Source organism: Novosphingobium sp. EMRT-2 (genome assembly GCF_005145025.1).
GTDB lineage: Bacteria > Pseudomonadota > Alphaproteobacteria > Sphingomonadales > Sphingomonadaceae > Novosphingobium.
In genome coordinates, this window is the sequence record NZ_CP039697.1 from 678,321 (window position 1) to 703,465 (window position 25,145).

Annotated in this window: 23 protein-coding genes; 20 read left to right on the forward strand and 3 right to left on the reverse strand. The window is 66.3% G+C overall.

The window, feature by feature from the left end:
• Window positions 1-99 precede the first annotated feature (99 nt).
• From FA702_RS20960 to FA702_RS21000, 9 genes are all read left to right on the forward strand, one after another.
• Window positions 100-378 (forward strand): hypothetical protein, encoded by a 279-nt coding sequence (locus FA702_RS20960; RefSeq protein ID WP_136957999.1) that lies wholly within the window; start codon window positions 100-102, stop codon window positions 376-378.
• 106 nt (window positions 379-484) lie between these two features.
• Window positions 485-574 (forward strand): K(+)-transporting ATPase subunit F, encoded by a 90-nt coding sequence (gene kdpF / locus FA702_RS20965; protein WP_136958000.1) that lies wholly within the window; start codon window positions 485-487, stop codon window positions 572-574.
• A 12-nt stretch (window positions 575-586) separates the two neighbouring features.
• Window positions 587-2,290: a potassium-transporting ATPase subunit KdpA gene (kdpA, locus tag FA702_RS20970; RefSeq protein ID WP_136958001.1), complete on the forward strand. Its 1,704-nt coding sequence runs from the start codon at window positions 587-589 to the stop codon at window positions 2,288-2,290.
• Between the two features lie 43 nt (window positions 2,291-2,333).
• Window positions 2,334-4,331, forward strand: a complete 1,998-nt coding sequence (gene kdpB, locus FA702_RS20975; RefSeq protein WP_136958124.1) for a potassium-transporting ATPase subunit KdpB — start codon at window positions 2,334-2,336, stop codon at window positions 4,329-4,331.
• Window positions 4,332-4,342: 11 nt separating this feature from the next.
• Window positions 4,343-4,939 carry a potassium-transporting ATPase subunit KdpC gene (gene kdpC, locus FA702_RS20980; protein WP_136958002.1) on the forward strand — a complete coding sequence of 199 codons (597 nt, stop codon included), beginning with the start codon at window positions 4,343-4,345 and terminating at the stop codon, window positions 4,937-4,939.
• Window positions 4,936-7,593 carry a sensor histidine kinase KdpD gene (locus FA702_RS20985; RefSeq protein WP_136958003.1) on the forward strand — a complete coding sequence of 886 codons (2,658 nt, stop codon included), beginning with the start codon at window positions 4,936-4,938 and terminating at the stop codon, window positions 7,591-7,593. Before kdpC ends, FA702_RS20985 begins: the two co-directional genes overlap by 4 nt.
• Window positions 7,594-7,603: 10 nt before the next feature.
• Window positions 7,604-8,293 carry a response regulator gene (locus FA702_RS20990; RefSeq protein WP_136958004.1) on the forward strand — a complete coding sequence of 230 codons (690 nt, stop codon included), beginning with the start codon at window positions 7,604-7,606 and terminating at the stop codon, window positions 8,291-8,293.
• Between the two features lie 137 nt (window positions 8,294-8,430).
• On the forward strand, window positions 8,431-9,576 hold the full coding sequence (locus FA702_RS20995; protein ID WP_255504870.1) for an acyl-CoA dehydrogenase family protein: 1,146 nt from the start codon (window positions 8,431-8,433) through the stop codon (window positions 9,574-9,576).
• 17 nt (window positions 9,577-9,593) lie between these two features.
• Entirely contained in the window at window positions 9,594-10,571 is a 978-nt protein-coding gene (locus FA702_RS21000; protein WP_136958006.1) for an acyl-CoA dehydrogenase family protein, read from the forward strand.
• Between the two features lie 22 nt (window positions 10,572-10,593).
• Here the strand turns inward: FA702_RS21000 and FA702_RS21005 are convergent, their stop codons facing one another.
• Complete coding sequence (locus tag FA702_RS21005) at window positions 10,594-11,436, reverse strand: phosphatase PAP2 family protein (RefSeq protein WP_136958007.1); 843 nt, start codon at window positions 11,434-11,436, stop codon at window positions 10,594-10,596.
• Between the two features lie 119 nt (window positions 11,437-11,555).
• Window positions 11,556-11,711, reverse strand: coding sequence for a hypothetical protein (locus FA702_RS22930; protein ID WP_168196128.1), 156 nt, complete (start codon window positions 11,709-11,711; stop codon window positions 11,556-11,558).
• Between the two features lie 55 nt (window positions 11,712-11,766).
• Here FA702_RS22930 and FA702_RS21010 point away from each other — a divergent pair, with 55 nt between their 5' ends.
• On the forward strand, window positions 11,767-12,318 hold the full coding sequence (locus FA702_RS21010; protein WP_370385533.1) for a twin-arginine translocation pathway signal protein: 552 nt from the start codon (window positions 11,767-11,769) through the stop codon (window positions 12,316-12,318).
• Window positions 12,319-12,340: 22 nt separating this feature from the next.
• Here the strand turns inward: FA702_RS21010 and FA702_RS21015 are convergent, their stop codons facing one another.
• Complete coding sequence (locus FA702_RS21015; RefSeq protein ID WP_136958008.1) at window positions 12,341-13,570, reverse strand: acyl-CoA dehydrogenase family protein; 1,230 nt, start codon at window positions 13,568-13,570, stop codon at window positions 12,341-12,343.
• A 211-nt stretch (window positions 13,571-13,781) separates the two neighbouring features.
• Here FA702_RS21015 and FA702_RS21020 point away from each other — a divergent pair, with 211 nt between their 5' ends.
• The 10 genes from FA702_RS21020 (at window position 13,782) to FA702_RS21065 (ending at window position 25,145) form a co-directional block, all read left to right on the forward strand.
• Window positions 13,782-14,285: a flavin reductase family protein gene (locus FA702_RS21020; protein ID WP_136958009.1), complete on the forward strand. Its 504-nt coding sequence runs from the start codon at window positions 13,782-13,784 to the stop codon at window positions 14,283-14,285.
• Window positions 14,286-14,732: 447 nt separating this feature from the next.
• On the forward strand, window positions 14,733-17,087 hold the full coding sequence (locus FA702_RS21025) for a TonB-dependent receptor (protein ID WP_136958010.1): 2,355 nt from the start codon (window positions 14,733-14,735) through the stop codon (window positions 17,085-17,087).
• 5 nt (window positions 17,088-17,092) lie between these two features.
• Complete coding sequence (locus FA702_RS21030) at window positions 17,093-17,905, forward strand: SDR family NAD(P)-dependent oxidoreductase (protein ID WP_168196178.1); 813 nt, start codon at window positions 17,093-17,095, stop codon at window positions 17,903-17,905.
• Between the two features lie 142 nt (window positions 17,906-18,047).
• Window positions 18,048-19,274 (forward strand): MFS transporter, encoded by a 1,227-nt coding sequence (locus FA702_RS21035; protein WP_168196179.1) that lies wholly within the window; start codon window positions 18,048-18,050, stop codon window positions 19,272-19,274.
• 82 nt (window positions 19,275-19,356) lie between these two features.
• Window positions 19,357-20,505, forward strand: coding sequence for an amidohydrolase family protein (locus FA702_RS21040; RefSeq protein WP_168196180.1), 1,149 nt, complete (start codon window positions 19,357-19,359; stop codon window positions 20,503-20,505).
• An 89-nt stretch (window positions 20,506-20,594) separates the two neighbouring features.
• Window positions 20,595-21,464: a CoA transferase subunit A gene (locus tag FA702_RS21045; RefSeq protein ID WP_136958014.1), complete on the forward strand. Its 870-nt coding sequence runs from the start codon at window positions 20,595-20,597 to the stop codon at window positions 21,462-21,464.
• A 13-nt stretch (window positions 21,465-21,477) separates the two neighbouring features.
• Entirely contained in the window at window positions 21,478-22,287 is an 810-nt protein-coding gene (locus tag FA702_RS21050) for a CoA-transferase subunit beta (protein ID WP_136958015.1), read from the forward strand.
• 124 nt (window positions 22,288-22,411) lie between these two features.
• The gene (locus FA702_RS21055) at window positions 22,412-23,296 is read left to right on the forward strand and encodes an enoyl-CoA hydratase (RefSeq protein WP_136958016.1); all 885 of its coding nucleotides are present in this window, start codon (window positions 22,412-22,414) and stop codon (window positions 23,294-23,296) included.
• The gene (locus tag FA702_RS21060; RefSeq protein ID WP_136958017.1) at window positions 23,293-24,396 is read left to right on the forward strand and encodes a nitronate monooxygenase family protein; all 1,104 of its coding nucleotides are present in this window, start codon (window positions 23,293-23,295) and stop codon (window positions 24,394-24,396) included. Before FA702_RS21055 ends, FA702_RS21060 begins: the two co-directional genes overlap by 4 nt.
• Window positions 24,396-25,145, forward strand: a complete 750-nt coding sequence (locus FA702_RS21065; protein WP_136958018.1) for an enoyl-CoA hydratase family protein — start codon at window positions 24,396-24,398, stop codon at window positions 25,143-25,145. Before FA702_RS21060 ends, FA702_RS21065 begins: the two co-directional genes overlap by 1 nt.

Below are 25,145 nucleotides of genomic sequence, written 5' to 3' on the forward strand. Positions count from 1 at the left end.
CTTTATGGAATCTTTACGGCGCGGCCTGAATTCCCCGTGGAATTTTAACGCCCGAAAGGCGCAGTGGAAGCACCGCATTTGCATTGCGGGAGCTTTTCCATGTCACACGCTTTCGATCGCCTGCGCCGGGGCGAACGCTGGTGGACCGCCGAACTCGTCATGCGGTCGCTTGGCGTCCTGCTGCTCGGCGGCGCGCACCGGGCTTCGGTGTGGGCGCACCGGATCATTACCACGCCGCCGGCGCATCATACCACTCCCGGCGAACTGGCGTTGTGCGGGATGGTCTTCCTGCTGCTGACCAGCGGGCTCGCCTTCGTGATCGAGGGGCCGGGACTGTTCCGCCACGTTCCCATCCCCTCGCGCAGCCTCTGGTACTGAAAGGACTGTCCGATGCCCGACATCGCGTGGCTCGCCCTGCTGGGCGGCCTTTTCCTGCTTACGCTCGCCTTTGTCCGCCTTTGCGAAAAGGCCTGAGGATTTCGCCATGACCCTTCCGCTTCTGCTGGCCGGCATCACCGCCGCCGGCCTGCTCGTCTATCTTGTCGCCGTGCTCCTGCGGCCCGAACGCTTCTGAACGGAGCCATCCATGACCATCGAAGGCTGGACCTTGATCCTGCTGTTCACGGCATTGACCGTTGCGCTGGCACAACCGGTCGGTGCATTCCTGTTCGCCCTTTATGAAGGGCGGACGACGCCGCTCCATCGCGTGCTTGGGCCGGTGGAGCGCGGCTTCTACCGCCTTGCCGGCATCCGCCCCGATAGCGAGCAGAGCTGGCGCGCCTATGCCCTGCACATGCTGCTGTTCCAGCTGGTGCTGACGGTGTTCACTTACGCGCTGCTGCGGCTTCAGGCGGTGCTTCCGCTCAACCCGCGCGCGCTGGGCGCCATTGGCGGCGATGGCGCGATGAACACCGCCATCGCCTTCGTCACCAACACCAACTGGCAATGGTACGCTGGCGAAAGCACGATGAGCAATCTCAGCCAGATGCTGGCGCTGACCATTCACAATTTCCTGTCGGCGGCGACGGGCATCGCCATCGCCTTCGCGCTGTTCCGCGGCTTTGCCCGGCGCGAAAGCGGCACGATCGGCAACTTCTGGGCCGATTGCACGCGCGTCACGCTCTATCTGCTGCTGCCCGCCTGCATCGTCTATGCGCTGTTTCTGGTGGCCAGCGGTGTGCCGCAGACGCTGGCGTCGAGCGTGGACGTGACCACGCTGGAAGGCGTGAAGCAGACGCTGGTGCTGGGGCCGGTCGCCAGCCAGGAAGCGATCAAGATGCTGGGCACCAACGGCGGCGGCTTCTTCAACGCCAACAGCGCCCATCCGTTCGAGAACCCCACCGCGCTGACCAACCTGGTGCAGATGCTGTCGATCTTCGCGATCGGTGCGGGCCTGACCTATTGCTTCGGCAAGGCGGTGGGCAACGTTCGCCAGGGCTGGGCGATCCTGGCCGCGATGATGATCCTGTTCCTGGCGGGGGCCGGCATCACCTATTGGCAGGAAGCGGCGGGCAACCCGGTGCTGCACCACCTTGGCGTTGCCGGTGGCAACATGGAGGGCAAGGACGTGCGCTTCGGCATCGCCGCCAGCGCGCTGTTCTCGGTGGTCACCACGGCGGCATCGTGCGGCGCGGTCAATGCCATGCATGACAGCTTCACCGCGCTGGGCGGCATGATCCCGCTGTTCAACATGCAGCTGGGCGAGATCGTGGTCGGCGGCGTCGGCGCGGGGATCTATGGCTTTCTGCTGTTTGCTCTGCTGGCGGTGTTCATTGCCGGGCTGATGGTCGGCCGCACGCCGGAATACGTGGGCAAGAAGATCGAGGCCAAAGAGGTGAAGCTGGCGGTGCTGGCCATCGCCGTGCTGCCGCTGTGCATCCTGGGCTTCACCGCGATCAGCGCGGTGCTGCCGGCGGGGCTGGCGGGGCCGCTCAACAAGGGGCCGCACGGGTTTACCGAGATCCTCTATGCCTATTCGTCGGGCACGGGCAACAACGGTTCGGCCTTTGCCGGGCTGACTGCCGGCACGCCGTTCTACAACGGGCTGCTGTCGGTGGCGATGTGGATCGGCCGGTTCTTCATGATCGTTCCGGCGCTGGCCATCGCGGGCAGCCTGGCGGCCAAGAAGTACACGCCCGAAACCGCCGGGTCCTTCCCCACGACCGGCCCGCTGTGGATCGGCCTGCTGGTGGGCATCATCCTGATCGTCGGCGGCCTCACCTTCCTTCCCAGCCTCGCGCTCGGCCCCATCGCGGATCATCTCGCGATGATCTCCGGCCAGTTGTTCTGAGAGGTTTGTTACCATGACCACGCCCCAGAGCGTTCCCGCATCCATGTTCTCGGCCAAGCTGACCGTTCCCGCGATCGGCGACGCCTTCCGCAAGCTTCATCCCGCCGCGCTCATAAAGAACCCCGTGCTGTTCACCACGGCCGTGGTGGCCCTGTTGCTCACGCTGCTGCTGGCGCTGGGGGGCGAGCCGCTGCCGCTGGGCTTCCAGGCGCAGCTGATCGTCTGGCTGTGGCTGACCGTGCTGTTCGGCACCTTTGCCGAAGCGCTGGCCGAAGGGCGCGGTCGCGCCCAGGCGGCGTCGCTGCGCGCGACCAAGAGCGAATTGGCCGCCCGTTTGCCCAACGGCCAGGTTGTGCCCGCCTCGCAACTGCGGCGGGGGGATGACGTGCTGGTAGAAACCGGCGACCTCATCCCCGCCGACGGGGAAGTGATCGCCGGCGTCGCCTCGGTCAACGAAGCCGCGATAACCGGCGAAAGCGCGCCCGTGATCCGCGAGGCCGGTGGCGACCGATCCGCCGTCACCGCTGGCACGCGCGTCATCTCGGATTCGATCCGCGTGCGGGTGACGCAGGAGCCGGGGCAGGGCTTCCTCGACCGGATGATCGCGCTGGTCGAAGGCGCGGAGCGGCAGAAGACTCCCAACGAGATCGCGCTGACGATCCTGCTGGTGGGCCTGACCATCATCTTCCTGATCGCGGTGGCGACGGTGCCCGCCTTCGCCCGTTATGCCGGCGGGCACATTCCCGTCGCCGTGCTGGCCGCGCTGCTCATCACGCTGATCCCCACGACCATCGCCGCGCTGCTTTCGGCGATCGGCATCGCCGGGATGGACCGTCTGGTGCGCTTCAATGTGTTGGCCAAGTCGGGCCGCGCGGTGGAAGCGGCGGGCGACGTGGACGTGCTCCTGCTCGACAAGACCGGCACGATCACCATCGGCGACCGGCAGGCCTGTGCCTTCCGCCCGCTCGACGGCATCGCCGCCGGCACGCTGGCGCAGGCCGCCATGCTGGCGAGCCTGGCCGACGAGACGCCGGAAGGCCGGTCCATCGTCGTCCTCGCGCGCGAAACGTTCGGCGTCGCCATCGATGCCCTGCCCGAAGGCGCGGAGATCATTCCCTTTACCGCGCAGACCCGGATTTCGGGTGTGAAGACCGATGCCGGGCTGGTGCAGAAAGGCGCGGTGGATGCGATCCTGCGCGCCAATCCCGAAGCGGCTTCGGGCAGTCACGCGCCACAGCTGCGGCGCATCTCCGAAGAGATCGCCCGGTCGGGCCAGACGCCGCTCGCGGTGGCGCGGGATGGCCAGCTGCTGGGCGTGATCGCGCTGAAGGACGTGATCAAGGCGGGCGTGCGCGAACGGTTCGCGGAACTGCGCCGGATGGGCATTCGCACGGTGATGATCACCGGCGACAACCCCTTGACCGCGGCCGCCATCGCCGCCGAATCCGGCGTCGACGATTTCCTTGCCGAAGCGACGCCCGAGGACAAGCTGGCGCTGATCCGCACGGAGCAGCAGGGCGGCAAGCTGGTGGCGATGTGCGGCGATGGCACCAACGACGCGCCCGCGCTGGCTCAGGCCGATGTCGGCGTGGCCATGAACACGGGCACGCAGGCCGCGCGCGAGGCGGGCAACATGGTCGATCTGGACAGCGATCCCACCAAGCTGATCGAGATCGTCGGCCTCGGCAAGCAGTTGCTGATGACGCGCGGGGCGCTGACCACGTTTTCGGTGGCGAACGACGTCGCCAAGTATTTCGCGATCATCCCGGCGATGTTCGTCGTGCTCTATCCGGGGCTGGGCGTGCTCAACGTGATGAAGCTGGCTTCCCCGGAAAGCGCGATCCTTTCGGCGATCATCTTCAACGCGCTGATCATTCCGGCGCTGGTGCCGCTGGCGCTGCGGGGCGTGACTTACCGGCCGATGGGCGCGGGGCCGCTGCTGGCCCGCAACCTGGCGGTCTATGGCCTGGGCGGCCTGATCGCGCCGTTCATCGGCATCAAGGCGATCGACCTCGCGGTCGCCGGCCTCCATCTCGTCTGAGGACTTTCGACATGACCAAGGATCTTCTGGCCGCGCTGCGCCCCGCGCTGGTGCTCACGGTATTGTTCTCGCTGCTGCTGGGGCTGGCCTATCCGGTGGCGCTGACGGGAGCGGCCCAGCTGCTATTCCCCCGCCAGGCCAACGGCAGCCTGATCGACCGCGATGGCCATGCGGTGGGTTCCAGCCTGATCGGGCAGGGCTTTGCCGGCGAAGGCTACTTCCATCCGCGCCGATCCGCCGCCGGCAAGGGCTATGACGCCACCGCGTCCGCCGGCTCCAACCTCGGGCCGACCAGCCAGGCGCTGGCCGACCGGGTGAAGGCTGATACCCGCGCTCTCGCAACCTCACCGGGCGTCATCGTTCCGCCTGACCTGGTGACAACTTCCGCCTCGGGGCTCGACCCCCATATCAGCCCCGAGGCGGCCTATTTCCAGGTGGCCCGTATCGCGCGGGCACGAGGGATGAGCGAAGCGGCCGTGCGCGCGCTGGTGGCCAGCCATGTGGAAGGGAGGATGCTGGGCTTTCTGGGAGAGCCGCGCGTCAACGTGCTGGAACTCAATCTTGCTCTCGACAGCGCCGCACCAGCAGGCGCACACGGGAGGTCATGAACGACGCCAGGCCCGATCCCGATGCCTTGCTGCGCGCGGCCGCGCGCGAGGCCAAGGGCCGCCTCAAGGTTTTCCTTGGGGCGGCGCCGGGCGTGGGCAAGACCTACGAGATGCTCAGCGATGGCGCGGCGCGGCGCGGCGCGGGCGTCGATGTCGTGGTCGGCGTGGTCGAAACCCACGGCCGGCGCGAAACCGAAGCCAAGGTCGATGGCTTCGAGATCATGCCGCGCAAGCCCATCGCTTATCAGGGGCACACCCTGGCGGAGATGGACATCGACGCCATTCTCGCGCGCCGGCCGCAGCTGGTGCTGGTCGACGAGCTGGCCCATACCAATGCGCCGGGCAGCCGTCACGACAAGCGCTATCAGGATGTCGAGGAACTGCTGGCGGCGGGGATCGACGTCTATTCCACGCTCAACATTCAGCATCTCGAAAGCCTGAACGATCTTGTCGCCTCGTTCACCAAGGTCCGCGTGCGGGAAACGCTGCCGGACCGGGTGATCGAGAGCGCGGAGATCGAGATCGTCGATATCCCGCCGGACGAGCTGATCGAACGCCTGCGCGAAGGCAAGGTCTATGTGCCGGACGAAGCCTCGCGCGCGCTGGGGCATTTCTTCTCCAAGTCCAACCTTTCGGCATTGCGTGAACTGGTCTTGCGCCGCGCGGCGCAAGCCGTCGACGCGCAGATGCTGGACTATGTGCGCGCGAATGCGGTGGGCGGCACGTTCGCGGTCAACGACCGGCTGGTCGTGGCCATCAGCGAACAGGCGGGGGCGATCGAACTGGTGCGCGCGGCCAAGCGGCTGGCCGATGCGCTGCGCGCGCCGTGGACGGCGGTTCATGTCGAAACCCCGCGCGACGCCGCCTTTACCCCGGCGGAAAGCGCGCGGCTGGCCGAAGCCATGCGCCTTGCCTCGCAACTCGGCGCGCAGATCGAGACCATCCCCGCCGAAAGTGCGCTCGCCGGCTTGCGGCAGTTCGCGGGCGAGGCGCGCGCGACCCAGCTGATCGTCGGCAAATCGCGGCGATCACGCTGGTTCGAACTGCGCCACGGATCGATCGTGGACCGGCTGGTGCGCGATGCCCCCGGCCTCGCCGTGCATGTTCTGCCGCTGTCCGAAGCGGGAGCGGCCCGCAAAATGCGCCTTCCCGATCTGGGCGCGGGCTGGGGTTCGTGGCAGGGCTATGCGGTGTCGCTGGGTCTGGGCGCGGCGATCACCGTGCTGGGGCGGATGATCTTCGCGCAGGGCAGCATCACCAACATCGGCCTGCTGTTCCTGCTGCCCGTGATGCTGGCGGCGACGCGCTATGGCTTGCGCACCGGAATCGTCACCAGCCTTGCGTGCTCGCTGGCGTACAATTTCTTCTTCATCCCGCCGCTCAACACTTTCACCATTCAGGACCCGCAGAACATCATCACCGTGCTGGTGCTGCTGGGCGTGGCCATTGTCGGCAGCCAGCTTGCCGCGCGCGTGCGGGCGCAGGCCTTGTTGGCGCAGGCGAGCGCGGCGCAGAACCGGTCGCTGGCAGGCTTCGCCCGTCGGCTTACCGGCATCGGCTCCACCGACGAACTGGCGCAAGTCTTGTGTGGCGAGATCGGGCAGCGCTTGGCCGGCAACACGGTGCTGCTGATGCCCGATGCGACGGGGCTGGCCGTGCGGGCTTCCGCGCCGCCGGGAGGAGGGCTGGGGATGCTCGATGATGCCGCCGCTCGCTGGGCCTTCGACAACAACAAGCCCGCGGGGCAGGGATCGGATACGCTCACCGCCTCGGAATGGCTGTTCTATCCGATCGGCACCACCAGTCGGGTGCTGGCGGTGTTCGGGCTGTCGCGGGCCGACGCGGGCGCGCCGGTGCGCGCGGACCAGTTGCCGTTTCTGCTGAGCCTGCTGGACCAAGCCGGGCTGGCGCTGGAGCGGATCGCGCTGGCCGAGGAGATGGCGGACCTTGCCCATGTCCGCGAACGTGACCGGCTGCGCCATGCCTTGCTCTCGTCTGTCAGCCACGATCTGCGCACGCCGCTGACCACGATACTGGGCTCGCTCGCGGAGATCCGGGCGATGTCACCCGAACAGGAGGACCAGCTCGCCGAAACGCGCGCCGAAGCGGAGCGGCTCCACCGCTTTGTCGCCAACCTGCTGGACATGGTGCGGATCGAGGCGGGGGCGCTGCACCGCAAGATCGAACCCGTCGATCTGGCCGAGGCGGTCGCCAGCGCGCTGCACGATCTGGGCACGGCGCTGCACGGGCATCTGGTATACGTAGAGATCGCCGCCGATCTTCCGTTCGTGCTGGTCGATCCGCAACTGTTCCACCATTGCCTGATCAACCTGATCGAGAACGCGGCCAAATATGGCGATCCCGGAACGGGCATAACCGTGCGCGCCCACCGCGATGCGCAAGGGCTGACGCTGTTCGTCGAGGATGAAGGGCCGGGCATTCCCGCAGGGCAGGCCCAGCGGATTTTCGAAACGTTCGCGCGGATCGAGGGATCGGACCGCAAGGGTGGGACCGGGCTGGGGCTTGCGATCGTCAAGGGTTTCGCCGAAGCGATGGGGCTGGGCGTTGCCGCGTCCGATCGTGCGGACGGGCGCGGCGCGTCGTTCGCGATCCGCTTCCCGCCCGGCCAGTTGAAGGACTTGCCGCCAGAATGAGCACCGTGGAATGAACAGTGCCGTGACGATACTCGTGGTCGATGACGAGCCGGCCATCCGGCGGCTGCTCCATGCCAGCCTCGCCCGCGCCGCCTATCACGTGGTGGAGGCGGGCTCCGCGCGCGAGACGCTGGCGGCGCTGCAGATCGACAAGCCCGAGGTCGTGCTGCTGGACCTCGGTTTGCGCGATCGCGACGGGCTGGAACTGATCCCGCTCATCAAGAGCGCGGGCGCGGCGGTGATCGTCGTGTCCGCGCGCGACGCCACGGATGAGAAAGTGGCGGCGCTGGACCTTGGCGCGGACGATTTCGTGGCGAAGCCCTTCGACAGCGAGGAAGTGCTCGCCCGCATCCGGGCGGCGCTCCGGCACCGGCTGGCAAGCGCGACCGGCGCGCCGGTGCTGCGCCACGGCGATGTGGAGATCGATCTGGCGTTGCGCCGGGTGAGCCGGGGGGGCGAGGAGGTGCGCCTGACGCCCAAGGAATACGGCTTCGTGGCGGAACTGGCGAAATCGCCCGGGCGCGTGGTCACGCACACCCAGCTGTTGCGCACGGTGTGGGGCGCTGGCCACGAAAACGATGTGGAATACTTGCGCGTGGCGGCGCGCGCGATCCGGCGCAAGCTGGAGCAGGACCCGTCGCGGCCGACCTTGCTGCGCAATGAACCCGGCGTTGGCTATCGGCTGCAGGTGGAGGCGTAACCCGCCCGCCACCTTGCCCTTGCCGTCGGTTGAAGCGCGATGGAGCCTGCATTGCGTCGCTTTAACTGATCGGTTAAGTCGGTCCGGCGGAACGCATGAACGATCATGCGGCTGGTTCTGACCGAGGATGTCTCACAGTGTTCGACACGTTGACGCTGGCCGCGCTGCCGCCCGAGGACGAGGCTCTGCGCCCGCAAATCCAGGCCTTGATCGCCAGCCATGTCGCGGGACTGCCGGCGGATCGGCGGGCGCGGTCGTGGCAGGGCTTCGATGCCGCGTTCAGCCGCGCGCTGGGGCAGGCGGGGTTCCTGGGGTTGACGCTGCCCAGGGCCTACGGCGGGCAGGAGCGCGGGCCATTTGCCCGGTTCGTGGTGGTGGAGGAACTGCTGAGCGCCGGCGCGCCGGTGGCCGCGCACTGGATCGCCGACCGGCAGAGCGCGCCGCTGATCCTCGGTTACGGGACGGAGGAGCAGCGCCGAGCCTATATCCCGCGCATCTGCCGGGGAGAGGCGCTGTTCTGCATCGGCATGAGCGAGCCCGGTTCCGGCTCGGACCTTGCCAGCGTGCGGACCCGCGCCGAGCGCACGAACAAGGGGTGGCGAGTCAACGGCCAGAAGATCTGGACCACGAATGCGATGCATTCGGACTACATGATCGCGCTGCTGCGCACGTCGGGCACGCCGGAAGACCGGCATGCGGGGCTTTCGCAGCTCATTATCGACCTCAAGGCGCCGGGCGTTGTGGTGCGGCCGATCGTCGATCTCACGGGCGACGCGCATTTTGCCGAAGTGTTCTTCGACAATGTGGAACTGCCGGTCGAGGCGCTGATCGGCGGCGAGGGCGAAGGCTGGAAGCAGGTCACGGCCGAACTCGCGTTCGAGCGATCGGGGCCGGAGCGCATCTATTCCTCGGTGGTGCTGCTCGATGCCTGGATACGCCATTTGCAGGCGGTTGGCCGTCGCGATGCGGGCGTGCTGACCGGCCGTTTCATGGCCGAGATCGCCACGCTGCGCGCCATGTCGATCGCCTGCACCGCGCGCCTTGCGCTGGGGGAAAGCCCGGTGGTCGAGGCGAGCATCGTCAAGGACCGGGGTACGACGTTCGAACAGGACCTCCCAGTGGCGATCGGTGACGATCTGGCCGCGCATCCCGACGAGCTGGTGAGCGACGAGCTCTACCGCACGCTGCTCTATGTCACGCACATCGCGCCCAGTTTCTCGCTGCGCGGCGGCACGCGCGAGATCCTGCGCGGGATCATCGCGCGCGGCATGGGTCTGCGGTAGGGGACGGGAGAGAGCCGATGGATGCAAGCGAACTGCTCGAACCCTTTGACCGGATGCTGGCGACGATTGCCATGCCGGCTGCGGTGCGCGCCGTGGAAGGCGGCAGCGATGCCTCGGCGATGTGGAGCGAACTGGCGCAATCGGGCTTTCTAGATGCGCTGGTGCCCGAAGAGGCGGGGGGAGCCGGCCTGTCGCTGTCCGCAATCGCGCCGTTGATCGAAGCCATCGGCGCCCATGCCTTGCCGTTGCCGGCGGCCGAAACCATGGTGGCGCGCGCCCTGCTGGCCGGGACTGGTTTAGCCTCGCCGGATGGCCCGATCGCGCTCGCCACGGCCGGCGTGCCGGGGCAGATCGTACCGTGCGGTCTTGTCGCCGCGCACGTCTTGATCGATTTGGGCGACCGTCTCGTGCTGGCGCCGATCGACGCGCTGGCGGTGACGCCGACGGGGGTTCATCACGCGCTGGCCGTGCGGATCGGTTGGGAAGGTACGCCAGCGGGGCGGGACATTACCCGTCCCCGGGCCGGGCTGCGGGCGCTCGCAGCGGTCGTGCGGGCAACCCTGATCGCCGGCACCGCGCACCGCCTGCTGGAACTGACCACGCGTCATGCCAACGAACGGGTGCAGTTCGGCAAGCCCATCGGCCGCCAGCAGGCCCTGCAGCAGAACCTCGCGGTCATGGCGGAAGACGCCGTCGTCGCCCGCATCGCCGCGCAACTGGGCTGCGCGCAGGGGCTTGATGTTTCGCCGGCCGCTGCGGCGGTCGCCAAATCGACCGCCTCGTCCGTCGCGGCGCGGCTCGCCGGCACCGCCCATGCCGTCCACGGCGCGATCGGGATCAGCGAAGAATTCGACCTCCAGTTGCTAACCCGGCGGCTGCACGAATGGCGCCTGGCGGACGGCTCCGAGGGATACTGGAACGGTGTACTGGGCGCGGCTCGTCTCGCTGATCCGGCGGGCTCGGTGGACTGGATACGCGCGGAAGTCTTCGCCTGAAAGCGGGACCGCAGGAAACGCCCTACCCGGCGCTGTCCTCCGCCAGTGCCGCCGCTTCTGCCGCACAATCGCGATCCGGCGCCTTGTGCGGCTGGCTCGCCAGTTCGGCCCGGGCGGCCGCCAGATCGGCCTGGAAGTCCGGTTCCAGCTGCATCCGCGCAAAGACGGCGGATGCGACCACGCGGCCTTCCTCGATATCGCTTTCCCAATGGACGTTGCAGATCCGGCGGCTCTCGCCGAACGTGCGGCCGCGCGCGACCAGTTGCGTCGCGCGATCGGGGATCAGTTCCGCCAGCAGCAGCCCCCAGCCATAGCCGATGGCGCTGTGGCCCGACGGATAGGAACCGTTGTTGCGCAGGCCGGCCTCCTGCGAAGGGGTGCAAGTGGGCTTGCCGTTCTCCATGAAGGGGCGGGGGCGCTTGTACTTGTCCTTGGCGCCGCTGGTCGCCATGCCGAAATCGATCATGGCGCGGCGCATCAGCCGGTTGAGCGCGGGCGTGTCCGTCGGCGTGATGGCAAGGCCGGCGGTGCAGGAAAAGGTGCCGGTGGCCTTGGGCGACCAGAGATCGGCATCGCTCGCCGCCAGCGTGAAGCGCGCCTTGCCCTGCAAGGCCAGCGCGCGGTCGGCGGCGGCATGGTCCCGTGCTTCCGTGGCGGAACCGGCCGCCGGCGCGGGAGGAACGAGCGCCACGCTGTCGATGCCCGCGCCCGGCGCCAGGTAACCTCCTGCGCCCGGCGCGGTCATCGCCAAGGGCAAAGGGGTTGCGCTGGACGATCCGGGAGAGGTCTGTCCGGCAAGCGCGGCGCCCGCGCCAGCGCCGGTCAGCAGCAGGGCGATAAGGGTGATCGTACCGCGATTGGTCATTGCTTCTGCCTCGTTCGTTTCATGCGCTCGGCTGGCTGCCGGGGTGGGTGATGCCAGTCCTTTTTCGCTTCGCCAACCCTGTGCTTCACGCGCGGTTCGAGACAATGCGAAACACCCGCTCAAATGGCGTATTGTCCGTCACCGCCAGCCGCCTTAGCCACCGCGTCGCTGCGGTTCTTGCGAGGGCCGGCAGTGCGTGTGGCGCGTTCGGTCCGGAAGGGTAACAGCATGATGTGGAAGGGCGGTGCAGGTCTGGCTTTGACGATGGTTGCCATGCCAGCGGTTCCCGCATGCGCTCAAGGAGCGGCGCCGTCGTCTGCGACCGTTGCCGTGCCGGCACCGCCCTTTGTACCGGCCGACTTCAACGTTCCGACCCACGTGGAAGGACCGGATTTCACGATCGTGCCGCTCGCCCCCGCCTTGGCGAAGATCGATTACGACGCCTACATGGCTTCCATCGAGCACTTGCAGAAGACCTTTTCGCGCAGCACCAGCTGGCCTCACGAGGGCATCTCCGCCGCCGACGCCGTGCAGGACATGGAGACCGAGCAGGCGCGGTTCCAGGCTCGCAAGTCCTTCGCCTATTCCGTGCTGACGCCCGATGGCATGCGCGAACGCGGCTGTGTCTATGTCTATCCCAGCACTGTTCCGGGCTACGACGCCGTGGTCAGGTTATGGGTGACCAAGGCCGAGTACGACGCGGGCTTTGACGCCGAACTTTACCAGTGGGTCACCCACTGGGTGCGGACCGACTGGCCTTTCGCGAAGGTGGCCTATCCCGGCCGCGCGATCGAATGGAGCGCCTGGGACGCCATGGTCGCTGCAAGCAAGGCCGCAGCAAGCAAGACTGGGAAAACCGCATCCGGGGCGCAAGCGCAGTAGGCAGCGGACCGGTCGCGCCGGTTCAGGCGCGGAAGCTCTTGTACTCCAGCCGGGCGATCGCGCGGTTATGGACCTCGTCCGGCCCGTCGGCGAGACGCAGCGTCCGCGCGAGCGCGTAGGCCGAAGCCAGCGGGAAATCCTCCGAGACGCCGCCTCCGCCATGGGCCTGAATGGCGTCGTCCAGCACTTTGACCGCAAGGTCCGGCCCGGCGACCTTGATCATGGCGATTTCGCGCTGGGCGGCCTTGTTGCCCACCTTGTCCATCATGTCCGCCGCCTTCAGGCACAGCAGCCGCGTCATCTCGATCTGGGTACGCGCGGCGGCGGCGCGCTGCTCCCATACCGACTGCTCAGCAATGGGCTTGCCGAAAGCCGTGCGCGACAGCAGCCGGGGAACCATGTGGTCCAGCGCCATCTCGGCAAGGCCGATCGCGCGCATGCAATGATGGATGCGCCCGGGGCCGAGGCGGCCCTGCGCTATCTCGAACCCGCGGCCTTCCCCCAGGATCATGTTGGTGGCCGGCACGCGGACATTGTCGAAAACGATCTCGCAATGGCCGTGCGGCGCATCGTCATAGCCGAAGACCGACAGCGCGCGTCCAATGGTCAAACCCGGGGCGTCGACCGGTACCAGTATCTGGCTGTGCTGCTGGTGCCGGGGGGCATCCGGCGTGCTGAGGCCCAGCACGATCAGCACCTTGCAACGCGGATCGCCCGCGCCGGAAATCCACCACTTCCGCCCGTTGATGACGTAATCTTCTCCGTCCCGCGTGATCCGCGTGGCGATGTTGGTCGCATCGGAGCTGGCGACATCGGGTTCCGTCATCGCGAAGGCGGAGCGCATTTCGCCCGCCATCAGGGGGCCGAGCCACTGCGATTTCTGTTCGGCCGTACCATAGCGATGCAGCAGTTCCATGTTGCCCGTATCGGGCGCGGAACAGTTGAACACTTCCGATGCCCACGGCACCCTGCCCATTTCCTCGGCGCACAGGGCATAATCGAGATTGGACAGCCCAGCACCGTGGTAAAGATCGGTATCATGCGCCGGGTTGGGCGGCAGGAACAGGTTCCACAGCCCTCCGGCCCGCGCCCGCGCTTTCAGTTCTTCGATGACCGGCAGCACCTTCCAGCGCGTCGCTCCTTCCGCGAGTTCAGCTTTGTAGCGGTCTTGCGCTGGAAGGACGTGCGCGGCCATGAAGGCCCTGACCCGTTCGCGCCATTCGCGTTGCCGGGGGGATATATCAAAGTCCATAAGTGCCCCTTGCGCCGTCCCCGTCCATGCCATTGCGTGGCGGGAGGCCGGTTGGGGGCAGTGCCGCGCGGCCCGCACGCTGTCGAATACGCATCCAGGATCGCTGCGATGACGAACCGGCAATTGCTCGCCGCCGGCCGTTATGGCGCTTTGCCCGCGTGACTTCCGGGCGGCACCACCGCAGGAAGATGACCGGGTGAGGAGTACGGTTATGGATGAAATCGCAAAGAAAACCGCGCTGCGGATGATCCCCTACGGCATCTATGTGCTGACCACGAGCGATGCCGACGGTGCACCGTTCGCGGCAACGGTCAACTGGGTGACGCAGACCTCGTTCGCACCGCCTCTGGTAGCCTTGGCGGTCAAGGCGGATTCGGGTTCCTATGCGGCGTTCCGGGCAACCGGCGTTGCGGTGCTCAACATCCTGGGCAAGGGGCAGCAGGGCGCGGCGTTCACGTTCTTCAAGCCGGCCGACTATGTGGACGGCAAGCTTTCGGGCGAGAGCGTTCGCGCCGCGGGCAATGGCGCGCTGGTTCTGGAAAGCGCGGCCGCGGCCGTGGAGCTCAAGCTGGTGACGGTGGTGGAAGAAGGCGATCACCATTTGGTCATCGCCGAGGTGACCGAAGCCATGGTGATGCGCGAACCCGGAGGCCGCGCGGATGCCGCCGTGCTCGAGATGAAGGATCTCGGCGAAAAGGTGTTTTACGGCGGCTGAGCGCCGACAGAGCCTCGAATTGGAACCGCCGGAGCCCTCGGGCTCCGGACGGGCCAGTGGAACGCGCCCGGTATGACAGGGTTATGCGCGTTCAGATGTCGTGCTTATTCATATTTATGATTTATATAATAAAAGGGATCGTCAAGCGACGTCCCGATCGCTGTTGTCGCGGGTGACAATGGTTTTCGGGCCGCGCTTCGCTTCGCCGGATCGTCCATCAGGAATCTGGCTGACAGAGAATTTCTTTAGGAAATAGCCTTCTACACCTGTTGCGGATGGCTGAATTTGCCCGCACTCTGCAAACCGGGCCAGGATTGGTCGGCTGGGGATGCCTTTGGAACATGGTTGATGCCCGTTGGGAAACGCTAATGTGCTTCAACGAGATTTGTGGTTCGAACCGTGCCCTTTAAATGCTGATCATATAAAAAATGGCATGGGAGAGTTGCGGTGAAGGGTGCCTATTCGGGATCGACTGGACGTATCGCGCTGGGACGACGGGGCCGCCTGCTAGGCGGAAGTGCCGCCCTGATTGTGCTGGGACTGCCGGGGATTGCCTTCGCCGCGCCGGAAGGGGCGAGTGCATCGCCCGCCGGGGCGGAGGAATCCGCCGAAGGCGCCGGCACGGGCATTCAGGACATCATCGTTACCGCGCGCCGCCGCGAAGAGCGTTCGCAGGACACGCCACTCTCGATCAGCGCCATCTCGTCGCAGCAGCTCAAGGAGCTGAATATCGTCCGGCTGGAGGGCATTACCCAGCTTGCGCCCAGCCTGCGCATCACCCAGGCGAGTGGTAGCGGCAACTCTCCCGCGATCTACATTCGTGGCATCGGCACGCTGTCGACCGCACTCTACGTGGAACCTGCCGTCGGCATTTACGTCGATGGCGTCTATACGCCGCGTCCGAGCGGCAACACGTTCGATCTTCCCGATATCGCCAGCGTGGAAGTGCTGCGCGGGCCGCAGGGAACGCTGTTCGGTCGCAACACTACCGGTGGCGCGATTGTGTTAACGACTCAGGCGCCGAGCGAGGACGCCGGCTTGAAAGCCGATTTCTCGATTGGTTCGCGCAGCGAGGTTACCGCATCGGCGGTGGCGCAACTGGGGCGTATCGGCAATTCGCCGTTCAAGGTGCGCTTGTCGGCACAGGCTCACAGCCGCGATGGATGGGTGCGCACGCCGAACTATTCGCCTTCGAAGTGGGGCGGCGCGCTTTACAGCTATGGCTTCGGAGCGGCGGTCCAGGGCGACTTGGGCAAGCTGACGGTCGATCTGCGTGGTCGCTATAACAACGTCGAATCCTACACGGGATGGGAGGCTCTGGCGGCCACGACGGTGGGCGGAACCTATTTCCGCAACTCGGGAACCGCCAATGGCCTGCCGTTCCCGATCGGCGTGGGGCCGCGGGACTACACGTATCGCGATCCGCGCACGGACGGGCGCTCCGTCGCCAAGAGCTATGGCGGCGCGCTGACCCTCACCTACGCCGTCAGCCCCGCGCTCACGATCAAGTCGATTACCGGGTACACGGGCATCGACCAGGATCTCCACGCCAACATCGGTGGCGGATCGACGCGGGGTTTCGTGGTGAATCCGGTTGTCGCCGGGCAAAATATCGAACCGGTCAGCGCCCATGTCACGCCCTATAACCCAGGTCATCAGAAGCAGTTCACGCAGGAACTCCAGCTGCTCGGCAATCTCGGTGATTTCAATTATCTGGTCGGCTTCTACTACTATGATGAGAAGGTGAGGGAAAATCTCACCACCATCCTGAATTCGCCGCTCTCCGCAACCACGGCCGTGCGCCTCAACCGCACGACGATCTATGCGATCCATTCGAAGTCCTACGCCGGTTTCGCGCAGGTCGGCTGGAAGCCTTCGTTCGCGGACGGGAAGCTCGAGGTCGTCGGTGGCGTCCGTTACACCGAAGACAAGAAGTCCCTCGTTTCCAATACCGTTTCGCGCACGACCACGACCACCACTGCGGCGCAATCGCGCAAGGACAAATGGGACAATGTCGGCTGGCTGGGCTCGATCAGCTACCGTGTCTCACCCCTTGTCATGGCCTACGTTCGTGCCTCTTCGGCTTACCGGTCGGGCGGATACAATGCCCCGACCGTCGGCGCGCCGCCCTTTGGACCGGAAACAGCGATCAGCTACGAAGCAGGTTTCAAGAGCGATCTGTTCGACCGGCACCTGCGCTTCAACGTTTCGGTGTTCCAGACCGACTATGACAACCTGCAGGTCAACGGCTACAATATCGCCACCAACACCAATTCGCTGACCAACGCCGGCAAGGCGCGTTATCGCGGTTTCGAGGTGGAAGGCCAGGTCGTGTTCGGCAATTTCCGGATGGACGGCAATCTGGGCCACGTCGATCCCAAGTATCAGGAATACATTCTGGCGGTGGGCGGCGTGCCCACGAACGTCGCGTCGCAGGCAAAGTTTGCCAACGTACCGCGTTGGACCTATCACGTGGGCGCACAATACCGGATTGATACCGGCAAGATCGGCGGCTTTACGCTGCGCGGCGATTACACCGGCAAAAGCAATTCGCCGAGCTACACGTTGATTTCGCAAGCGCCGAATACCGCCCAGGTTCCGCTCTTTGGCCGCGAGGACAATTTCAGCGCCCGCCTGATGTGGGATTTCGAATCCAACGGCCGCAAGTTCCGGGCACAGGTGTTCGGCGAAAACCTCAGCAACAACCGCTACATCACGTTTGCTTCGGACTTCGGGGCGATCATGGCCGGTACGTTCAACCGCCCGCGCTATTATGGCGTGGCGTTGGGCGTGGAGCTCTGACCCGGGTGGAAGGCGATCCGGCGGCTTCGCCTGCCAGCAAGACGCCGGACCCGTCACCGTGGCTGTCCGATTGCGCCCGGCTCGCAGGCCGTTGCGCGATCGTGACCGGGGCGGGGTCGGGCATCGGCCGTGCGATCAGCCGCCACCTAGCCCATGCGGGCGCAACGTTGCTGCTGCTTGACCGCGACGCTGATGCGGTGAAGCGTGCCGGTGACGATCTTTCAGCGCGCGGTACCGCGACCGTGGATGTCTCCGACTGGCAGGGTTTGCAACGCGCGTTCGACGATCTTCTCGGGGCCGACTTCCCGGATATCCTGGTGAATGCCGCGGGCATTTTTCCGTCCGCGCCCGCGCTCGATCTCGATGAGGAGCACTGGGACACTTTGCTGGACGTCAATCTGAAAGGCACGATGCGTCTCGGCCAGCTTGCCGGGCGAAGGATGCGCGATGGCGGCCGGGGCGGGGCCATCGTCAATATCGGGTCGGTGCAGGGGCAGCGGTCCACCCCCGGCAAGGCTGCCTATGCCGCATCGAAGGCCGGCATAGAGGCGTTGACTCGCGTGCTCGCCGTGGAACTGGCGCCATATGGCATACGCGTCAACGCGGTCGCGCCAGGCCCGGTCCTGACCGAAGCCGCGAAAGCGCGCCTTGCAGCGATCGCGGACGGGGCCATGGCCGGGCGGGCCTTCAAGGCGGATCATCTGCGAATCGGTGATCCCGATGAGATCGCCCGCGTGGCGCATTTTCTCGCCAGTCCGGCGGCCTCCTACGTGTCAGGTGCGGTCTGGACGGTCGATGGCGGCACGACGTTGGCTTGAACGACACAGGGCTGCCGCGCCCATGCTTGCTCGAACGGGCAGCATTGATGCAGGCTCGGCAAGCAACAGATGCTTCATCGGGAACGGTGCCAGCCGCAAGCCGATGCTATCGTGACACCATAATGATCGGGAGTTGATGCCAATGGCCGTGATATCGGGCGTCGTTCAGGATATGCCGGCGTCATCGTCCGCAACCGACCTTCCCGCGTGGCGGCGTTGGCTGGTTATCGTGATTCTCCTGACGGGCGGCATCAAGTCGGCCTTGGCGTTCACCTCGGTGGTCCCGGCGTTGCAACTAATTGCTGCGGAGTTCGGCGGCGCGGGTGATTCGGTTCTGTCCGCGCAGTTCGTGGTCACGTTGGCCCCGGTGGGCATGGCGGTGTCGGGCCTCATGGCCGGCATGATCGTTTCGAATCGCAATCTGCGCACCACGATGTTTCTGGCGCTGGGGGTTTGCACTCTTGCCGGATTGATGCAGCTTGTGGTGCACAACTACTTTCTGCTGCTGGCCAGCCGCTTCGTGCTGGGATTCAGCGCTGTGGTCGCAGACGTTTCGATGACCAGCATCCTGGCCGCGCAGTTCTCCGGCGCGGCGCGATCGAAGCTCATCGGATTTCGCCAGGCGATTTCGTCGATCGGCACGGTCGCGACGATGCTGCTGGGCGGCTGGCTGGCGCAGCATTACGGCTGGCGAGCGCCCGGTATCATGTTCCTGCTGCCCGGCATCATGCTGCTGCTGGCGTTTCTTGCCTTTGACCAGCCGATCCGGCTTGAGCAGATCCCGTCTTCGCGCGAACGGTTCTCGGTCTGGCAGCTCTGGCCGCTGCTGCTGCTTTCGCTGGTGATGTCCATCGGCCACACGATGCCCTCGTTCCAGATGCCGTTCCTGCTCAAGGAGAACGGGATCACCAGCGCGGTGCTGGTCTCGCGGGTTCCGGCGCTTAGTTCCACGATTTCCATCCTGTCGGCTTTCGCCTTCGGCTTTGTCTATGCCCGCCTTGGCCCCTGGACGCTGGTGGTGGCGGCGACGCTGATGGGCGCCGGCTTCATCGGCGCTGGATTGGCGCCCAGTTACGAGATCATCCTGTTGTGCGTGGTGATCGAGGGCGTGGGCGCGGGCTGGACCATTCCGTTTTTCCTCAACCGGATTCTGGACCGGACCGATCCGGCCAAGCGCAGTTCGGCGATCGGACTTGTCCAGTCCTCGCTGTTCCTCGGCCATTTCCTGAATCCGCTGATCACGGCGCCCGTCCGCCTGACGCTGGGCATCCACGCCACCTTCATGGTGGTGGGCGCAGCGCTGATCTTGATCGCGGTCCTGATCGGCGGCTGGAGCACGCGTTTCCGCAACACCGTTCGAGCGATCTGATTGCGCGAAGGCTGCCGTCACCCGTTGACCCCTCGCGTCTGTTTGCTATCATATTAAAGATAGAAATGTATAGGAGATGAAAATGCCTTTGGGGAGTTCCAAGCTGATTTCCGCTGACAGTCATTTCAACGAACCCGGTGACCTCTTCACCAAGCGGGTGGCGCAGAAGTTCAAGGACCGCGTTCCGCGCATGGAAAGTTTCCCCGAAGGGGACGGCTGGATCTTCGAAGGGCTGGAAGGCCCGCGCAATTTTGGCTGGAACGCCTGCGCCGGACTGCCGCCCGAGGACATGAAGGCCTGGATGCGCTTCGACGATATGCGCAAGGGCGGCTGGGATCCGGCCGAGCGTGTCAAGGAACAGGACCGCGACGGGGTGACCGCCGAAGTCATGTACCCGACTCCATCGATTCAGGCCGCGATCGCGCTGATCGAAGACGAGGAACTGCACCTTGCCACCGTGCAGGCCTATAACGACTGGGTTTCGGAGTACGTCGCCTATGATCCGGCGCGTTTCTGCGGCCTCGTCTATCTGCCCAACCGGGGCGGGGTGAAAGTCGCCGTCAAGGAAATGGAGCGCGTTCTTGGGCGCCCCGGCATGCGCGCGGTAATGGCGCAGGCCTATCCCACCGGCACGACGGTCATGACCGAGGAACATGACTATCTGTGGGCCGCGATCCACGAACGCGACGTCAGCTTCAACATCCACGTCGCGCTCGGCATCTACAAGCCGAGCCCGCACAAGGCCAAGCTGCCCGGTTATGGCCGTTTCTTCGACGCGCCGAACCGCTGCATCGAGTTCGTGTTCAATGGCGTGTTCGATCGCTTCCCGAACCTCAAGGTCGCTTTCGCCGAAGTCGATTTCGGCTGGGTGCCCTACGTCAAGGAGCAGATCGACAACAACTACCAGCGGCTGGAAAAGGTCAACCAATTCGGCCTGAAGCGTTTGCCCAGCGAATATATCGATGAGCATTTCTACTTCGGGTACATGACCGACAGCTTCGGCCTCAACAACCTGAACTACATGAACCCCGAGCGTGTTCTGTGGTCCACCGACTATCCGCACATCAGCGCGGACTATCCCTACAGCTGGCGGACGATCCAGGCGTCGATGTCGGGCGTGCCCGCGCCGACCAAGGCCGCGATCCTCTACGGCAATGCCGAGAAGCTCTACGGTTTCGACGCGGAAGCGCTCGCCAAGGCGGAAGGCAAGCCGGCGCTCGCCGCCGCCTGATCGCCAGACGCCTTGCAACCGTGACGGGGCCTGGCGCCCGTTCCCAGGCGGAACGGGTGGCTGGCCCCGCGCGTGCCGGATAGAACGAGATGCTCGACAAGAGGATGCCGCTGGACGCCATCGTGGCGGAACTGGCTGATGGAATGACGATCGCGATCGGCGGCTGGGCCACGCGGCGCAAGCCGATGGCGCTGGTGCGCGCGATCGCGCGCTCGGGGCTGAAGGACCTGACCGTGATCGCCTATGGTGGGCCAGACGTCGGCATGCTGGCCGCCTGCGGCAAGCTCCGCCGGCTGGTGTTCGCGTTCGTTTCGCTCGATCACATTCCGATCGAGCCGCATTTCAAGGCCGCGCGCCAGGCGGGGCTGGACGTGTGGGAAATGGACGAGGGCATGCTGCACTGGGGTCTGCGCGCGGCGGCGATGGGTCTGCCGTTCCTGCCCACCCGCGTCGGCATCGGCACCGCGATTGCCGAGGATCCGCGCCTGCGGACGGTGAAGAGCCCCTACGACGATGGCGAAACGCTGATCGCGATGCCCGCGATCAAGCCCGACGTGGCGCTGCTGCACGTTCATCGCGCCGACGAGAAGGGCAACGTGCTGACGCTTTCGCCCGATCCGTTCTTCGACGAACTGATGGCCCGCGCGGCCGGTCGGACCTTCGTGACCGCCGAACAGATCGTACCCACGGCGGACCTGGGCCTGCCCGGCAACGCGCGGTACCACCTGGTCGAGCGGTCGCTGATCAGCGGCGTGGCGCAGGCGCCGTTCGGTGCGCATCCCACCAGCGCGGCGCCCGATTACCAGATCGATCTCGCGCACCTCAAGGCCTACGCGGCCGCCGAGGGCGAGGCGTGGGATGCCTATCGCCAGCGCTATGTCGCGGCGGACGAGGGCGCCTATCTCGCGGCGGTGGGCGGGGCGGATGCCATCCGCGCCATTCCCGCGCCGGTCTATTGAGGAGACCCGGCCGATGACGCAAACCACCGCCACCCTGGCCGACCTGCTCGTGGCGCAGTGCGCCGAAGTCTGGCGCGACGATCCCGAATGGCTGGCGACGGGTATCACGCCGATCCCGCGCCTGGGCGCCAGCCTCGCCAAGCTGACGTTCAACCCGCGCCTGATGATCACCGACGGCGAGAACATGCTGCTCGAACAACCGGCGCCGATCGGCCCGCGCGATGGCGGTCCCGTGGTGGAAGGCTGGGCGCCCTATGCCCGCACGTTCGACAACCTGTGGGGCGGGCGCCGGCACGCGCTGGTCGCGCCGGTCCAGATCGATCGCTTCGGGCAGACCAACATCAGCGTGATCGGCGATCACGCCCGGCCCAAGGCGGCGCTGCTGGGCGCGCGCGGCTTTCCGGGCAACAGCATATCGCACCCCAACAGCTTCTTCTTCCCGCAGCACAACCGCCGCGCGCTGGTGGAAGGCGAAGTCGATTTCGTCTGTTCCGCCGGATACAACCCGGCGCGCTGGCTGGATGGCCGCAAGCCGCACCGGCTCGATTTGCGGCGGATCGTGACCAACCTGTGTGTGATGGACTTCGGCGGCCCGGATCACGCGATCCGCCTTGTTTCGCTCCATCCCGGCGTGCCGATGGAGGAAGTGCGGGACAATACCGGTTTCGACCTTGCCGTGCTCGAACAGGGCGTGGGCGAAACGCCTCTGCCCGATGCCGCAGCGCTGGCCATTATCGCGCGGCTTGATCCGCACAATATTCGTGCCGGTCTGATCAAGGGCAATCCTGCCGCCGTTCGTCCCGCGTCCGTTCGCGCCATGTGACGGCTGGCGGCCGAGGGATCGCGGCAAAGCACCGCAGGCTTGCCGCGAAGCTATCGTCCCCGATGTTGACCTCCTTTAACATTGCAATGATTGATAGAGGCGAGAGAGGAACAGGAGCGTGGCGATGAGCCCGGCGGAAATCACCTACGAGACGGACACCCCGGTGCGCTACGATGTGCGCGACGGCGCGGCGTGGATCACGATGGACCGGCCGCGCTACAACAACGCGCAGAATAGCCAGATGACCTACGCGCTCGATGCGGCGTTCCGGCGCGCGGTCGACGATCCCGCGGTGAAGGTGATCGTGCTGGCCGGTTCCGGCAAGCACTTCAGCGCCGGGCACGACATCGGCACCCCCGGGCGCGATGTGGCGCGCAGCTTCGATCGCGCGCACCTGCTGCCCGATCACGTCGGCCGCCCCGGCGCCGAGATGCTCTACACCCGCGAACAGGAAGTTTATCTCGGCATGTGCCGGCGCTGGCGCGATGTGACCAAGCCCACCATCGCGATGGTGCAGGGCGCGTGCATTGCCGGCGGGCTGATGCTGGCCTGGGTGTGCGATCTGATCGTCGCTTCGGACGATGCGTTCTTCCAGGACCCGGTCTCGCGCCTGATGGGCATTCCGGGTGTCGAATACTTTGCGCATGCGTTCGAGCTGCCGCCCCGCGTCGCCAAGGAATTCCTGCTGCTGGGCGATCGGATGCCGGCACAGCGCGCTTATGATCTCGGCATGGTCAACCTCGTCGTCCCGCGCGACGAACTGGAGCAGGCGACCACGGCGATGGCGGCGAAGCTTGCGGCCCAGGCCTCGCTGGGCATGTGGCTTACCAAACAGGCGGTGAATCACGTGGAAGACCTGCGCGGCAAGCGCTCCGCCATGGATGCCGCTTTCCACATGCACCACTTCGCCCATGCGCAGAACGATCTCGTCACCGGTCACGCGCTGGGCGGCGTCACCGGCAAGAGCGCGGCGGCGGACAACAAGGCGGGCGAAAAGGCGGGCGCATGACCGATCCGCTCGCCACGCCTCTTGCCGCGCTGCTCGGCTGCCGGCTGCCGGTGATCCAGACCGCGATGGGCTGGATCGCCGAGCCGGCGCTGGTCGCGGCGACGGTGGAGGCGGGCGGCTTCGGCTTCCTGGGCGCGGCGGTGATGACGCCGGGCGAGGCGGCCGACAAGATCGCGGTGCTGTGCGGCCTGACTGCGCATCCGTTCGGCGTAAACTTCCATATGTTCCAGCCGGGCGCGGCCGATCTGGTGGAAATCATCGTCGCCAACCGCGATCGGGTGCGGGCGGTGAGCTTCGGACGGGGGCCGGACGCGAAGATGATCGCCCGCTTCCGCGATGCGGGTATCCTTTGTGTGCCGACGGTGGGCGCGGTGAAGCACGCGCGCAAGATGGCCGAACTGGGCGTGGATATGGTTGTGGTGCAGGGCGCCGAGGGCGGCGGGCACACCGGTGCGGTGGCGACCACGGTGCTGCTACCGCAGGTGCTCGACAGCGTGGGCATTCCCGTCGTTGCCGCCGGAGGCTTCGCCGACGGACGTGGGCTGGCGGCGGCGCTGGCTTGGGGCGCGGCCGGCGTGGCCATGGGCACGCGCTTCCTGATGACGCGCGAGAGCCCGGTGCCTGACGCGGTCAAGCAGCGCTACCTTGCCGCCGGGACCGACGACATCGAGGTTACGCGCACGGTGGATGGTCTGCCGCAGCGGATGATCCGCAACAAGGCGTTGACCCGCCTGGCCGTCGGCGGCGCGCTGGCCTCATGGCGCAACGCGGTCTCCGCTGGCCTTGCGATTAAGCGTGCCACCGGCGCATCCTGGGGCGAAATCCTGCGCGCGGCGCAAGGGATGCGTGTGCACGGCGGCTTGACGCTCGCGCAGGCGATGCGTGCTGCCGCCGCGCCGATGCTGATCCAGCGCGCTGTGGTATCGGGTGACAGTGAGGCTGGGCTGATGGCCACCGGTCAGGTCGCCGGGCGCCTTTCCGATCTCCCCTCGGTAGCTGACCTGCTCGCTGCGATCGAACATGACGCGCGCGCGCGGCTGGCCGCGCTGTCGCCTGACCCCACGCCCTTGAGCCCCAACCACTTGAGGATGTCCGCCTGATGCCGGTCCGAATCCATGTCGCCGACCGTATCGGCGAGATCATTTTCGATCATCCGCCCGTGAACGCGCTGGGCAGCGCGGCCTGGAACGAAGTGCCCGACATCGTGACCGCGATGGGGCGTGATCCCGACGTGCGCTGCGTGCTGATCCGCGCGGAAGGGCGCGGCTTCTGTGGCGGCGTGGATATCAAGGAGATGCAAGCGCATCCCGAACGGATCGTGGCGCTCAATCGCGGCAATTTCCGCACGTTCCAGGCGGTGCGCGCGTGCGAGGTGCCCGTGGTCAGCGCGGTGCATGGCTTCATCATCGGATCGGGCATCGGCATCTGCGGCGCGTCCGATGTGGTGATCGCGGCCGATGACGCGTTCTTTTCGCTGCCCGAGGTCGATCGCGGCGCGATGGGCGGGGCCAGCCACCTGATGCGGATGTTCCCCCTGCAGAAAGTGCGGGCCGCGTTCTTCACCGGCGGCCGGATAGACGCGGCGGAGGCCTGGCGCCTTGGCGCGGTCGAAAAGGTCGTCCCGCGTGAAAGCCTGGTCGCGGAAGCGCGGGCGTTCTGCGCGGTGATCGCGGGCAAGAGCCGCAAGGCGCTGGTCACGGCCAAGGAAGCGTTGAACGGCATCGAGCCGCGCGATGTCGATCATGGCTATCGCTTCGAGCAGGGCTTCACCCTCGAGATGTATCTTCACGAGGACAGCCAGCGCGCGCGCGATGCCTTCGTGGATACCGGCAAGGCGGCGGCGTTCTGA